The following is a 13,993-nucleotide window of genomic DNA, read 5'->3' as shown; positions in this document are numbered from 1 at the left end:
AACCTCTTTTCCCTTGCGTACAATAAAGGTAAGGAGGTTGACCTATGAAAAAACGTCAATTAGGAAACTCAGATTTATATGTTACGGAAGTTGGATTTGGCTGTATGTCTCTCGGTACATCTGAGGCTGAAGCTATGCGTATTATCGATGAGGCTATCGATTTAGGAATTAACTTTTTTGATACAGCTGACTTATACGATTATGGATTAAATGAAGAATTTGTCGGCAAAGCTCTGAAAGGAAAACGAGATCAAATTGTCCTTACAACAAAGGTTGGAAATCGATGGACAGAAGAAAAAAACGGCTGGTCTTGGGATCCTTCTAAAGCTTACATAAAGGCCGAAGTAAAAGAGAGTTTACGTAGACTTCAAACAGATTATATTGATTTGTATCAACTGCATGGCGGGACGATTGAAGATCCGATAGATGAAACAATTGAAGCCTTTGAAGAATTAAAAAAAGAAGGTATCATTCGCCATTACGGTATTTCTTCTATACGTCCAAATGTCATCCGTGAGTATGCCAAACGTTCAAATATCGTTAGTGTACTAATGGAATACAGCCTTTTAAATCGTCGCCCTGAAGAATGGTTCCCACTTCTCAATGAACATCAAATTAGCATTATTGCTCGTGGACCACTTGCAAAAGGAATTCTAACTGACAAAAATGCAAGAAAGATAGAAAGAGTAAAAGAAAAGGATTACCTTTCTTATTCTTACGATGAATTATATACGACACTCGCGAGTGTAAAAGAAATAACCCAAGAAAGCTCTTTAACAGGAACAGCTATTCAATATTGCTTACATAACGAAACTGTTGCAGCTGTTATACCTGGTGCAAGCTCTATTCAACAATTGCAGGAAAATGTACAGGCTAGTAAACAAACACAGTTAACAACAGCAGAATATATACAACTTCAGCAAATTGCTAAATGTGATACCTACGCTTTACATCGTTAAAAAGACGCTACCATACTGGTAGCGTCTTTTTATAGCGTATCATATTTATCAGGATTCGTTCCTACATGTAAATTACGATTTAACGTATTAATTTGAGTCATTTCTTCTTCCGTTAGTGAGAAATCAAAGATAGTAAAATTCTCCTTAATGCGAGATGGTGTAACAGATTTAGGAATCGTCACTACCCCGCTCTGAATATCCCATCTTAATATAACTTGCGCAGGTGTTTTTTCATATTTGGTAGCAATATCTTGAATAATCGGATGCTGGAATACTTCGCCGCCTCTCATTAAAGGACTCCAAGCTTCCATTTGAATTTGCTCACCTTGACAGAAATCACGCAATTCAAATTGTGCTAACATTGGATGAAGTTCCACTTGGTTTACCATCGGCTTCACTTTGCAATTTGGTAATAACAGTTCTAAATGATGTTTATGAAAATTAGAAACACCAATGGCACGCACTTTACCTTCTTCATATAACTTTTCTAGAGCACGGTACGTATCAACATACTTCCCTCTTATCGGCCAATGGATTAAATATAAATCTACATAATCCATTTGTAATTTCTTTAAACTTTTTTCAAACGCCTCAAGAGTCTCCTCATACCCTTGATCGTCGTTCCAAACTTTTGTTGTAATAAACAAGTCTTCGCGCGGGATTCCAGATTCACGAACTGCTTCTCCGACACCGCTTTCATTTTCATATACAGTTGCTGTATCAATCGAACGGTATCCAACTTCTAACGCTGTTTTTACTGCTTGTTTAACTTCGTCGCCTTCTTTCGCTTTATAAACGCCTAGACCAATCATCGGCATTTTCACACCATTATGAAGTGTAGTTGTTGGAATATGCACAGTCTTTCTCCCTTTCATTGTTACATTTTTATAAACCATAACTTTATTTCAACAAGATTCATTCAAAATGTCAAAACATACGTACAGTTTACATAATAATTTTATACCCCTTTAGAAAGTAACATGAACTCAATCGTTCACGTTACTTTCTATCCATTCTTTCGCTTTTTCATCAACATTACGTACAAATTCATTTTTCCCTTCTGTATACAACGTGCCATCATATGTATATTTTTCAGCTAGTTCTTTCTTTAAAGTCGCATACGCCTCTGCTTCTTCACAATGAACCATCATATAATCACGAAATGCTAAATGCCTTACTATCTCAGGATTTCCTTTTTCAAACACGTGTAAGTGATACGAGCGTTTTTCCTCCGTCCCATGAATAAAATAACGACGTCTTGAAATACCATTTTCCCCTTTTACGATATAACCAAGCTTTTCAAAACGTTCATTCCAATGATCTACTCTGTCGATACTCTCTACTTCCATAATCATATCTATAATTGGTTTAGCTGCCAGTCCTGGCACTGATGTACTACCAATATGATGGATTTTCACCGTTTCTGGCATCGCCAATTTTAATCTTTCGGCCTCCATTTGAAATTTCTCACTCCAGTGATTTTCATACGGAACGACTACAATTTTCCTCATTTTAGCACCCCTTTTCTTACACACACTCGTCAAAAAATGATCAGTGGCATTTCACTGATCATTTTTTATTATTTAAAGTCTTTCCAAGTAAGGTTACTTTCACTTAACAGTTCTTCAAATGATTTATTCTTTTCACGTTCTTTTTGTTCTTTACGCTTTCTTTCTTGCTCCGCTGCCTCTTTTTTCTCTTCTCTCACTTGCAACTCTTTTTTCTTATTCTTTAATTGTTGCATGAGTGAATCGTTCAATTGATCACCTAGTGTAAGCGATTCTTTCTCTGGTTGATTCACTTGAGATTGTCTTTGCATTTGTCTTTGCTTCTTTTTCTTCATAATGCTCACCTTTTACTTTTTTCTCCATTATAGAGGATACATAGGGAAATCGACAATAAAAAAGGTTCCCTACTCTATTATTCATCTTTTGTAAATATGTTAATTTTTCGAAAAAACTAAATTTTTATATAGATATAATCCTATGAATCTATTAAAATTATGTCGTATGATGTCAGATTATAAAAAAAGGAGAAATTAATTATGTGGAAAAAAATTATTCCTGCTGTTGCTGTTTTAAGTACTATTACTTTTTCAAGCGTATTCGCTGCTCCTCCATCTCAGACTCCTGTCGAACAAAACCGATACATAGACGTACAAATGCTTGGTATTAATGATTTACATGGTCAACTAGATACTGTAAAAAAAGTTAACAATAAAGAAGCTGGTGGCGCTGATTATTTAGCTACTTATTTAAAAGAACGTAAAAAACAAAACCCTAATACACTTCTCGTACATGCCGGTGATATTGTCGGAGCCAGCCCACCAGTTTCCGCATTATTACAAGACGAACCAACAATTGAATTTTTAAATGACTTAAAGTTTGATGTTGGTACAATCGGAAACCATGAATTTGATGAAGGTATCGATGAAATGAAACGCCTCATTTACGGTGGATATCACGAAAAAACAGGGAATTTCAAAGGAGCAAACTTCCCTTATGTCGCTGCAAACTTCTATAATAAATCAACTGGCCGCTTATTTTTACCACCATTCACTGTAAAAATGGTTGACGGAGTTCCTGTAGGGTTCATTGGAGTTGTTACAACGGATACACCAAATGTCGTTATGCCTACTATGCTTAAAAATGTAGAAATCACTGATGAAGTAGAAGCTATTAATAAATCCACACAACAATTAAAGCGTCTCGGCGTTAAATCTATCGTAGTCCTTGCACATGTCGGCGGAACAACTGATGAGTCTGGTGTAACAAATGGAGACCTCACTCGAATTGCAAATGAAACAGATCCAGAAGTTGATGTTATTTTCGGCGGACATAGTCATACGTATGTAAATGGTACAGTTAATAATAAACTTATCGTCCAAGCGAACTCTTACGGAACGGCTTTCTCAGATGTAGATGTAACAATTGATCGTAAAACAAAAGATGTTGTAAAGAAAAAAGCTGAAGTTATTACAACATATCATGAAGGTGTAGAGCCTGATAAACAAGTACAACAAAAGTTAAATCAATATAAAGAAAAAATTGCACCACTTGTAAATGAAGTAGTCGGAAAGTCTACAGCACCTATCGACCGGAAACAAAACGACGCTGGTGAATCTACTCTTGGAAATTTAATTGCCGACGCACAGCGCCAAACAATGCAAACGCAAATTGCTCTTATGAATCCTGGTGGCATTCGTAACGATCTAGACGCTGGAGATATTACATGGGGCGAATTATATGGTATTCAGCCTTTCGGAAATCAATTAATTAAAGTAGATTTAACAGGTCAAGATATTCGTGATATTTTAAATCAACAATGGCAAAAAGGAGCTACGAGAATGCTCCAAATTTCAGGTATCCGATACACTTGGGATGCAAATAAACCGACTGGCGAAAAGGTTACGAATATCCGTTTAACAAATGGGGAAGAATTAGTTTCCTCCAAAACGTATAGCGTAGTTGCAAATGCTTTCCTAGCTTCTGGCGGTGACGGGTTTGTATCCTTTAAAAATGGAAAAAATGCTGAAACTGGTCCAAACGATTTTGAAGCGTTAGTCGATTATGTAAAACAAATAAAAGAACCAATTCAGCCGATTATTGATGGACGTATTCAAAAAATCAATTAAATATTATGCGAACTAGTGCGTAACAATCGAAAGAAGAAGCTCTTTTTATATACAATGAGCTTCTTCTTTTAGTTTCATATTTTTGTATTCTTCTAGTGTAGTAATGGATAAGCACATAGCCCTTATTTCCTCGTAGTATATAGAAGATATATTAGGAGGGTTCATATGTATTTCCAACCAAACAATTACGATGCTTTATATCGACAAAACGACAAACTCATTCGTAATATTGAAAAGGCAATTAATGGAGAATACTACGCCATTCATTGTTATGCTAAATTAGCTCATTTAGCTCTCGACATAAATGAGCTAATTCAAATCCTTGAAATCCGGCAAGATGAAATAAAGTGAAACTATAATCAGTGGGGGTTTTGTTCATCCCCCACTGATTATTAGCCTTCACCAATCGGGCGTTTACGGGCAGCCCGCCCCCCCACCTAACTTCTTTGCTTCAGCCGAATTTTGAGGTGGGAGTTTTACTGCCCGCAAATAGCGGGATAAAACACTTCCATCAATTTGTACAAATCTACACTCTTTTAACGAGTAAAAATCCTCAGCCCCAAATTACGGAAGAATGTCCAACTCTTTATTTGAACGGATTAGAATTCGCTATACAAGATGCGCAGCGATCAGTTGATTTTTACTTAGAAATTGCAGATGAAGCGACAGACCAGCAAATAAAAGAAGTATTTCGGCGTGTAGCAGCTGATGAACAAAATCATGCGGTTTGGTTCTTATATTACTTTTCGAAACAAAACAAAAAATAAGCTAAAAAGGATACACGCTCTTATAAGGAACTTAGTATCCTTTCTTTTATTTCTCTATGTGTGATTCATCATCTATATCATACCGTTGTAAAAATCTCTGTAGCGCTTCTTCCACAATTTTAGATTTTTGAATCCCTTTCGATTCCGATATAGTATCTAGTCTTGCTAATACTTCTGTATTAAGAGAAAAGGTTCGTTTCTTTTTCTCCGTACTCTTATTTATAATTTGAACATGCCCCTCTTCTCTTTTGCTTAACAACTCATAAATGCTTTGTAATTGTTCATAAATTAATAATTGATAATCTATTTTTGCAGATTGAAGGGCAGTAGCTTCTTGGATTTGTAAATGACGCGGCTCTTCTCCATCACCTATAAAGATGCGCTTCTTCTGTCCTCCATCATATTCATATCCAATCATTCTTAATTTCTTTGATAATGTATATGGGCTCATTTCAAGCCGTTTTGCTATAATTGCGATTGATTCGCGTCTATTTAAAGAATCAATAATTTCTCCAATCGTCACATTCTCCCTCCTCTCTTAATCGCCTAAACTTGAAACCTGACCAGTATGTTATGATACAATGATTTTCTAGTAGTATATGCAAAAGAAAGAGCCTGTGCGCTTCATACCATTTAAGAAAAGGAGGTTTACATATGCTTTTTCGTAGCTATACACCTCAGTTTTATAACGAAAAGAAGCAATTAATCCCTAACAGTATCGCTACGATAGAAAGCGTTATGATTAATGACCGGAAACAATCTCTCCTTATACGCGGGCAAAACGTGGAACAGCCTATTTTATTATGCTGTCACGGCGGGCCTGGTATGGCACAAATTGGCTTTATTCGTCATTTTCAAAAAGAGTTAGAAAAGCACTTTATCGTTATTAATTGGGATCAACGCGGGGCTGGTAAATCCTTTTTATGGCGAGATATCCAAACAAATTTTACGATTGATCAATTTGTTTCAGATGCAAAAGAAGTCATTCAATATCTTCTTAAAAGGTTCAATAAGAAAAAATTAATTCTTGCCGGTCATTCATGGGGAAGTATTATCGGACTAAAAGTCGCTAGTCAATACCCTGAATATATCGAAGCATACATCGGCATCGGTCAAATCGTACATATGAAGCAAAACGAAGAATTACTATATCAACATTTAATTAGCTCTGCAAAAAAACATGACCATAAAAAAGCATTAGCTTCTCTTTTAAAATTAGGGAAACCGCCCTTTTTAGATACACGACGTCTCATCATTCAAAGAAAGTGGCTTGGCACATTCGGCGGAGCAATCCAAAACGGATCTTCCTTTTCTTTCATACGAAAAGGTTTCTTTTCTCCTGAATATACGCTATTAGATTGGTTCAAATTTCTCGCAGGAAATTTAAAGTCAGGAGTTTTATGGGAAGAGATGCTAACAATCGATTTCTTTTCGTCTATTTCAAGTTTATCTGTTCCGGTTTATTTTTGTTCTGGTCGCTATGATTATCAAACTCCTTACGCACTCGTTCAACAATATTGCGATATTATTCACGCTCCGATAAAAAAAATGATTTGGTTTCCAAACTCGGCACACTCTCCAGATTTAGAAGAGCCTGAACTATTCGCTCAATCTTTACAATCAATTAAACAAGAGCTATCTTTTCAACATGCATAACGACAGGCTCTTTTACATTTCATAAAAAACATTTTATAATAATATGTCGCAAGTATATGTCACTGCAAACATTTGCTTGCCTTAACAGAATAAAAATTAGGGAGATTACATTTATTATGAACGCTGTACTCATCGCAGTAGCAGTCATGCTAGTGCTTAGTTTGTTACGTGTCCAAGTCATTGTCGCCATTATCGTTGGAGCTTTAACAGGCGGACTTATCGGCGGACTCGGTATTTCAGAAACAATTAGTACTTTTACAACCGGTCTTGGGAACAGTGCTCCTATCGCATTAAGCTACGCAATGCTCGGTGGATTTGCTATTTCACTTTCAAAAACAGGACTTCCTGATGCAATGATCCAATCAGCTTTAAAATGGATCGGCAACGAACAAGACACGAAAAAACAAGTCTATTCTAAAATACTCATATTATTTATCATTTTAACAATGGCTTGTTTCTCACAAAATATTATCCCTGTTCATATCGCCTTCATCCCGATCTTAATTCCAGCACTTTTAAAAGTATTAAATGAGCTGAAGGTGGATCGTAGGCTTGTAACATGTCTTATTACATTTGGATTAATTACCCCTTACATGTGGGTCCCAGCAGGGTTCGGAAAAATTTATCATGACGTATTGCAAACAAACGCTGCGCAAAGCGGGCTTACATTTGATGTCGCTCTTATTCCAAAAGCAATGACTATTCCAGCAATCGGTATGATTATCGGATTATGTGTAGCGGTTTTCATTACATATCGAAAACCACGTACGTATGAAACGGAACAAGTTCATGCTACACATAATGAAATCGTTCCCTATACAAAAAGAAGCATTACTTTTGGTTTATTATCAATAATCGCTACATTAACTGTTCAATTAGCAACAGAATCAATGATTTTCGGTGCTTTAGCAGGTATTATCGTCTTATCAGTTAGCGGTAGTCTCCCTCTTAAAGAAGCCGATGCTATTTTAACGAGCGGAATGCGTATGATGTCCTTTATCGGATTTGTTATGATTTCTGCCGCTGGATTTGGCGCTGTTCTTCGAAAAACTGGACATGTTGAATCTCTTGTGCAAACGAGTGCACATATAATCGGAAATAATAAACCGCTTGCTGCATTTCTTATGCTCGTTATTGGACTTCTCGTTACGATGGGAATTGGTTCTTCCTTTTCAACCATCCCAATCTTAACAACAATTTTCGTACCATTATGCGTCCAGCTTGGATTTAGTCCAATGGCAACAATCGCCATTATCGGTACAGCTGGTGCACTAGGTGATGCAGGTTCTCCAGCATCTGATAGTACACTTGGACCAACGTCCGGTTTAAATGCTGATGGTCAGCACCACCATATATGGGATACATGTGTACCAACTTTTCTACACTATAATATACCGTTACTTATATTCGGATTTATTGCCGCAATTACACTATAAAAGGTGCGTTTTAAAAACGCACCTTTTACTTTGTTGTTTCTCTCTCAATACATCTAAATTCTGTTTCCACTTCTTCTTTTCCCACTTGTTTCTTCTTTATTTTTCCTATTAACTGCTGAAATGCTATTTCCCCATTTTCTTCGATATAACTTCCAATTGTCGTTAACGATGGGCTTATCCATTCACCCTCTGCACTCCCGTTAAATCCAATGATTTGCAACTTATCTGGTATATGAATATTAAGCGTTTTCGCCGCCCTGATTAGCTCAATAGCGATCTTATCACTTGAAGCTACAACCCCATCTATGTATGGATGTTTTTGTAACAATTCAAGAAACTGTTGATTCGTATACCCTTGTACAATTTCCTCTCGATAAGAAAGTCCTTCTTTCCAAGCAGTATCTAAAAACCCTGCCACATGCTCTTCCATTTCTTCACTTTCTACTCCCTCGCCAATATAAGCAAGAAACCGGCAGCCTTTCTCTTTCAATAAAGAAACAGCTTTCTGCCCACTTTCATAATAACTAGTCAGAGATTGTCGTTCTTCAAGCACAGCGAAAGGCAGTGAGATTTCTCCTATACTTTGAAAAACAGATTTCGTCATTATAACGCCTGCAATGTTATTTTGCACCAACATATCTATGTATCTATTCTTATTTTCTATATTACAAACTACTACTTGATACCCTTCTTTATATGCTATTTCCTCAACGAAACGGAGCAAAGTGATGTATGATGGATTATGCAAATTATCTACCAGTAATGCAATCATTGTTGAAGGTTGTTTAAATAAAGGCTTTGCTGTAGCATTCGGTCTATATTGTAACTCTTCAATTGCTTGCTTTACTTGTTTTACCGTATCTTCATGGACATATCCTTTTTCATTAATAACTCTTGAAACGGTTGCAACTGAAACACCGGCTAATTTTGCAACATCACGTATAGTTGCCACATCGTCACCCCTTAATATGGTAATAGATTACAATTTTAAACTAAACCAAAATATAACATTCGTCAAGAATATTGTTTTATATTTCTGAAAATTGTTACACAACTTTCACTTTGCTTACAAAATATACTCCAACTGAATTTCATGTAAAATTGCAATATTATCATGACCAATAAATGGAATTTCTTTCTTTATTTTTCGTGCTTCCTTTACGGCGTCCATGTATAAGTTCGTCATTATGAAATTACGTTTTTGATAAAATCGGAGTGCGTTCATATTATCATTCGTCGTAATGAGCCACACTTTTTCACACTCATTTTCCCTTGCCATTTGCAATACACAATCCACCAGTTCTGTTCCAATCCCATTTCCTTCCTCAAAACTATCTAACGACACAATTTCACACATGTTTTTTAGCACTTCACACGTTATAATTCCCACTATTCTGTCATTTTCAAATGCGATAAAACCAGGTAATTGTTCTAATTGATGTGCTCTGCCTCGCGAGACCATCATTGAACTCCCCCAGTTTTCACACATAAACCCCCAAATTGTTTCTTTCATTTCTGGTGTAATTTTTTGTATATGAACCATATACGATTTCTCCCCTTTTTATATCATTGTGATACAATATAAGTGTATCATATGTAGAGGTATTTGGAGGATGAGGTAAAGTATGAAACGTTTTTTTACAGCATTGTTTACTATACTAGGTGCAATAACTGCGATTGGGATTTTCTTTACAAATAAAGTTATGTACTTGAAGAAAAAGACAGAGGAAGAAGTTTTAGAGCGCGAAACGAAAAAGCATTTTCATTTGGACGATTTTAACGCTATTCAAAAAGAAGAAATTCACATCTCTTCTCAATTTGGATACGAACTTCACGGATACTACATGCCAGCTGGGCATTCCAATAAATTTATGATTTTTTGCCACGGTGTGACTGTAAATAAAATGAATTCCGTTAAGTATGCAAACTTATTTTTAAGCAGAGGATATAACGTATTTATTTATGATCATCGCCGCCATGGTAAAACAGGTGGTAAAACAACAAGCTATGGATACTATGAAAAACACGATTTAAAGTCAGTAGTTGACTGGCTAAAAGGTCGTTTTGGAACGAATATTACCCTTGGAATTCATGGTGAATCTATGGGGGCTGCAACCCTTCTTCAATATGCAGGGCTTGTAGAAGATGGTGCCGATTTTTATATTGCAGATTGCCCTTTCTCGGATTTTTACGGACAATTACAACATCGTTTAAAAGTTGAATTCCATTTGCCAAAATGGCCTTTATTACCTTTAGCAAATGCCTTTTTAAAAGTTCGTGACGGCTATACAATTCGTGAAGTTTCACCAATTGATTGTATAAAAAACATTAATAATCCTGTTCTTTTTATACACAGTAAAGAGGATGACTATATTTTAGCTGATATGACGAAAGCGTTATATGAAGCGAAAGAAAATAATAAACAACTTTATATTGCAGAACACGGTGCACACGCTTGCTCTTATAACGAAAATAAAGAAGAATATGAAGCAGCCGTTGATCAATTTTTAAACTCATATGTAAAAGAAACAAAAAACAGGCTTGCATAAGCCTGTTTTTTTACTGCGCTAAAACGTCTGTAACTTGTTCCATGTTTTCAGAAATCCACTTTATTGCCTCATCTAGCGTCGGAAATTCCGTCGTTTGAAAGGTCACCTCATCTTGCAGTAACCAAACATCTTTCGGTTCTTGTCCTACACCTGCGATTGACCAATGAAGTAAACTATATGGATGATTATCATTCAAAAATGATGCCCATGTGCGCTCATTTGCAATATTTTGTAGTGTTCGTAATTTTTTATCCATCTTTCGTCACCTTACTCTAGTCAGTTATAAAAACTATTATAACACTCTCTTCTCTCTCAAACAAAGTGCTCTTTTTGTATTGTCAAGTACCCTCCCTGATTATATGATGAGATTAAGCGTTTGGGAAGGAGGGATTAGGTTGGCAAAAGTACAAATCAAAGTAAATGATAATGGCTCTTTTCGCGTTACAGGGGACGTGGAATTAGTTGACTCACAAGGGAATGTATTCCCAGCAAAACCAGCATTTTCTTTATGTCGTTGTGGTTTATCGAAAAACATGCCTTATTGCGATGCTTCGCATAAAGGCAAATTTGAATCTGTTGTTAGAGCACCAGAGGCAGAATAGTTTTGTACGTAACATGCACATTTTTTGTGCATGTTTTTTCTTTTCATTAACTCTCCTCCCCCCTTTTCCTTACAACATTTCTCATACTTTTGTCCTCATTCCAACTTACATGTATTTTCACACAATTCTTCACATTCGAATATTTTTCACTTTGCTTTTTTCTTTTTTGTGCTATAATGTGAGCAAACAACATCCTTCGGGGTCGGGTGAAATTCCCAACCGGCGGTGATGAAGCGAGAGCTTCTAAGTCCGTGACCCGTTTTCAACTCGAAAACGGTGGATCTAGTGAAACTCTAGGGCCGACAGTATAGTCTGGATGGGAGAAGGATATGTTTTCTAGTAATTTTATATAGCGAATACACTTTTATTTCAGTATGCATATTTTTAAAGTTTCATTTTGAATCTTTATATATGTTTTATTTTGTATACTTATGTTTCTATACTGAAATAAAAAGATACGACTAGCGTTGAAAGAATTTGATATTTTGCTAGGTTTTTTCCTTATGCCAAAATATCAGTCATCGTTAGGTTTCTTTCCTATACTTTCGTATTCGAACTATATTTCTAGAAATCACGTCTCCCAAACCCCAAGGATTTTATATCCTTGGGGTTTTTTGATTTTTTCAGGAGAGGTGAAGAGAATGACTGATCAAGAATATATGGCGCTTGCCTTGCAGTTAGCACAAGGTACATCAGGACAGACCAGTCCAAACCCTATGGTTGGTGCCGTTGTTGTTAAAGATGGAAAAATTGTTGGAATGGGTGCCCACATGCGTGCTGGTGAAGAACATGCTGAAGTTCATGCTCTTCACATGGCTGGTGAAAGAGCAAAAGGCGCTACTGTTTATGTAACACTTGAACCATGTAGCCATTTTGGAAAAACACCCCCTTGCTGTGAATTACTCATTGAAAAGGGAGTTCAGCGTGTTGTAATTGCTACTCTTGATTACAATCCACTCGTTTCCGGCAATGGAAAAAGGGGATTAGAAGAAACTGGAATCGAGGTAACTACTGGTGTTCTTGAGGCGGAAGCCACTTTATTAAATCGATACTTTTTTCACTATATGAAAACGAAGCGTCCCTTTGTAACAATAAAAACAGCAATGAGCTTAGATGGAAAAACAGCAACTGTAACCGGTGAAAGCCAATGGATTACAGGCGAAGAAGCACGCGCTGATGTTCACCAATATCGTCATATGCATGATGCTATCCTAGTCGGTGTGAATACAGTTCTAACTGATAATCCACACTTAACAACACGAATTCCAAACGGAGGTAAACATCCTATACGCGTTATTTTAGATACCCACTTAAGAACGCCGCCATCTTCTCATGTCATAACAGATGGTTTAGCTCCGACATGGATTATTGTCGGTAAGGATGTAAACAAAGAGAAAATAGCGTCTTATGAATCTAACAATATAGCTGTATTCCAAATGAAAACACAGCAAATTGAAATACAAGATGTCCTATCCCTACTCGGTGAGAAACAAATTCTTTCTCTGTTCGTTGAAGGTGGTCAAACGGTGCATGCAAACTTCTTAAAAACAAATAGTTTTAATGAAATTGTGACCTATATAAGCCCAAAATTAATTGGCGGAAAAGATGCACCCACCTTATTTGGCGGAGCTGGTTTTTCGAAGTTACAAGATGCACTTTCCTTAACAATTCAAGAGATGAAACAAATCGGTAATGATATAAAAATTGTTGCAACCTTAAAAAGCGAGGTGACGGAATGTTTACAGGAATCGTAGAAGAGTTAGGAACGATATCAAGCATGACTCAAAGTGGTGAAGCAATGAAGCTAACTATTAACGCAAACCAAATTTTATCAGATGTCAAATTAGGCGATAGTATCGCAGTTAATGGCATTTGCTTAACAGTAACTACTTTTACGACTACTTCATTCACTGTCGACGCAATGCCTGAAACAATGAAAGCAACATCACTTCGTATGCTAAAGCCCAGTGCCAAAGTGAATTTAGAGCGGGCGATGGCTGCAAATGGACGATTCGGTGGACATTTCGTCACCGGACATATCGATGGCATCGGTACGATTATAACTAAAAAACAACATTACAATGCCATCTATTACAAAATAGCAATTTCTGATGAATTACTACGCTATTGTTTGCATAAAGGATCCGTTGCTGTTGATGGCACTAGCTTAACAATATTTGATATAGACGAATCTTCAATTACAATCTCACTCATCCCGCACACAGTAAGCGAATCTGTCATCGGAGAAAAAAAAGCCGGGGACATCGTAAACATTGAGTGTGACATGATTGGAAAATATATTGAACGCTTTATTTCAAAGCCCGCAAAAAGAACTGATTCAATGACCGAAAGCTTTTTACAAGAAAACGGATTTCTATAAGGGGGAAGCA

16 protein-coding genes, 1 pseudogene and 1 riboswitch are annotated in these 13,993 nt (G+C 36.5%); of the genes and pseudogenes, 10 read left to right on the top strand and 7 right to left on the bottom strand.

What is annotated here, in order from left to right:
- Nucleotides 1-44 precede the first annotated feature (44 nt).
- Nucleotides 45-959, top strand: coding sequence for an aldo/keto reductase (gene lolS, locus MRBLBA3_RS01665; RefSeq protein ID WP_000747238.1), 915 nt, complete (start codon nt 45-47; stop codon nt 957-959).
- 29 nt (nt 960-988) lie between these two features.
- Here lolS and MRBLBA3_RS01660 read toward each other — a convergent pair whose 3' ends face one another.
- From MRBLBA3_RS01660 to MRBLBA3_RS01650, 3 genes are all read right to left on the bottom strand, one after another.
- On the bottom strand, nt 989-1,816 hold the full coding sequence (locus tag MRBLBA3_RS01660; protein WP_000548010.1) for an aldo/keto reductase: 828 nt from the start codon (nt 1,814-1,816) through the stop codon (nt 989-991).
- Between the two features lie 129 nt (nt 1,817-1,945).
- Nucleotides 1,946-2,470, bottom strand: a complete 525-nt coding sequence (locus MRBLBA3_RS01655; protein ID WP_001227196.1) for a GrpB family protein — start codon at nt 2,468-2,470, stop codon at nt 1,946-1,948.
- A 68-nt stretch (nt 2,471-2,538) separates the two neighbouring features.
- A complete protein-coding gene (locus MRBLBA3_RS01650) occupies nt 2,539-2,802 on the bottom strand; it encodes a YqkE family protein (protein ID WP_000727554.1) in 264 nt (87 codons plus the stop codon).
- Between the two features lie 201 nt (nt 2,803-3,003).
- On the opposite strand from MRBLBA3_RS01650, the gene MRBLBA3_RS01645 reads away from it, so the two are divergent.
- From MRBLBA3_RS01645 to MRBLBA3_RS01635, 3 genes and pseudogenes are all read left to right on the top strand, one after another.
- Nucleotides 3,004-4,593: a bifunctional metallophosphatase/5'-nucleotidase gene (locus MRBLBA3_RS01645; protein ID WP_363379615.1), complete on the top strand. Its 1,590-nt coding sequence runs from the start codon at nt 3,004-3,006 to the stop codon at nt 4,591-4,593.
- A 165-nt stretch (nt 4,594-4,758) separates the two neighbouring features.
- A complete protein-coding gene (locus MRBLBA3_RS01640; protein ID WP_002099563.1) occupies nt 4,759-4,944 on the top strand; it encodes a hypothetical protein in 186 nt (61 codons plus the stop codon).
- Nucleotides 4,945-5,081: 137 nt separating this feature from the next.
- A pseudogene (locus MRBLBA3_RS01635) lies at nt 5,082-5,360 on the top strand (ferritin family protein); the annotation flags it as partial.
- A gap of 46 nt (nt 5,361-5,406) precedes the next feature.
- Here the strand turns inward: MRBLBA3_RS01635 and MRBLBA3_RS01630 are convergent.
- Nucleotides 5,407-5,883, bottom strand: a complete 477-nt coding sequence (locus MRBLBA3_RS01630; RefSeq protein WP_328021232.1) for a ribbon-helix-helix domain-containing protein — start codon at nt 5,881-5,883, stop codon at nt 5,407-5,409.
- 131 nt (nt 5,884-6,014) lie between these two features.
- Between MRBLBA3_RS01630 and MRBLBA3_RS01625 the strand changes: the two genes are divergently transcribed.
- Together MRBLBA3_RS01625 and MRBLBA3_RS01620 are read left to right on the top strand one after the other, a co-directional pair.
- Entirely contained in the window at nt 6,015-7,016 is a 1,002-nt protein-coding gene (locus tag MRBLBA3_RS01625) for an alpha/beta fold hydrolase (protein WP_000898959.1), read from the top strand.
- Nucleotides 7,017-7,132: 116 nt separating this feature from the next.
- The gene (locus MRBLBA3_RS01620) at nt 7,133-8,452 is read left to right on the top strand and encodes a Na+/H+ antiporter family protein (protein WP_000994775.1); all 1,320 of its coding nucleotides are present in this window, start codon (nt 7,133-7,135) and stop codon (nt 8,450-8,452) included.
- Nucleotides 8,453-8,477: 25 nt separating this feature from the next.
- Here MRBLBA3_RS01620 and MRBLBA3_RS01615 read toward each other — a convergent pair whose 3' ends face one another.
- Together MRBLBA3_RS01615 and MRBLBA3_RS01610 are read right to left on the bottom strand one after the other, a co-directional pair.
- A complete protein-coding gene (locus MRBLBA3_RS01615) occupies nt 8,478-9,404 on the bottom strand; it encodes a LacI family DNA-binding transcriptional regulator (RefSeq protein WP_363379612.1) in 927 nt (308 codons plus the stop codon).
- A gap of 114 nt (nt 9,405-9,518) precedes the next feature.
- Complete coding sequence (locus MRBLBA3_RS01610) at nt 9,519-9,995, bottom strand: GNAT family N-acetyltransferase (RefSeq protein WP_363379610.1); 477 nt, start codon at nt 9,993-9,995, stop codon at nt 9,519-9,521.
- An 82-nt stretch (nt 9,996-10,077) separates the two neighbouring features.
- Here MRBLBA3_RS01610 and MRBLBA3_RS01605 point away from each other — a divergent pair, with 82 nt between their 5' ends.
- On the top strand, nt 10,078-11,001 hold the full coding sequence (locus tag MRBLBA3_RS01605) for an alpha/beta hydrolase (RefSeq protein WP_044737787.1): 924 nt from the start codon (nt 10,078-10,080) through the stop codon (nt 10,999-11,001).
- 10 nt (nt 11,002-11,011) lie between these two features.
- Here the strand turns inward: MRBLBA3_RS01605 and MRBLBA3_RS01600 are convergent, their stop codons facing one another.
- Nucleotides 11,012-11,257 (bottom strand): YqkC family protein, encoded by a 246-nt coding sequence (locus MRBLBA3_RS01600; protein WP_000358701.1) that lies wholly within the window; start codon nt 11,255-11,257, stop codon nt 11,012-11,014.
- Nucleotides 11,258-11,396: 139 nt separating this feature from the next.
- Between MRBLBA3_RS01600 and MRBLBA3_RS01595 the strand changes: the two genes are divergently transcribed.
- The 3 genes from MRBLBA3_RS01595 (at nt 11,397) to ribE (ending at nt 13,983) form a co-directional block, all read left to right on the top strand.
- On the top strand, nt 11,397-11,603 hold the full coding sequence (locus MRBLBA3_RS01595) for a CDGSH iron-sulfur domain-containing protein (protein ID WP_001151582.1): 207 nt from the start codon (nt 11,397-11,399) through the stop codon (nt 11,601-11,603).
- Nucleotides 11,604-11,791: 188 nt separating this feature from the next.
- Nucleotides 11,792-11,935, top strand: a riboswitch (FMN riboswitch).
- Between the two features lie 309 nt (nt 11,936-12,244).
- A complete protein-coding gene (ribD, locus tag MRBLBA3_RS01590) occupies nt 12,245-13,357 on the top strand; it encodes a bifunctional diaminohydroxyphosphoribosylaminopyrimidine deaminase/5-amino-6-(5-phosphoribosylamino)uracil reductase RibD (protein ID WP_363379607.1) in 1,113 nt (370 codons plus the stop codon).
- Nucleotides 13,339-13,983 carry a riboflavin synthase gene (gene ribE, locus MRBLBA3_RS01585; RefSeq protein WP_044737785.1) on the top strand — a complete coding sequence of 215 codons (645 nt, stop codon included), beginning with the start codon at nt 13,339-13,341 and terminating at the stop codon, nt 13,981-13,983. The genes ribD and ribE overlap by 19 nt, the downstream gene beginning before the upstream one ends.
- The last annotated feature ends 10 nt before the right edge of the window (nt 13,984-13,993 follow it).

It is taken from the genome of Bacillus sp. LBA3-1-1.1, from assembly GCF_040676495.1.
In the GTDB taxonomy this organism is placed as follows: Bacteria; Bacillota; Bacilli; order Bacillales; family Bacillaceae_G; genus Bacillus_A; species Bacillus_A nitratireducens.
Note: the sequence above shows the minus strand (reverse complement) of the source record. Positions and strands in the feature narration are given on the sequence as shown.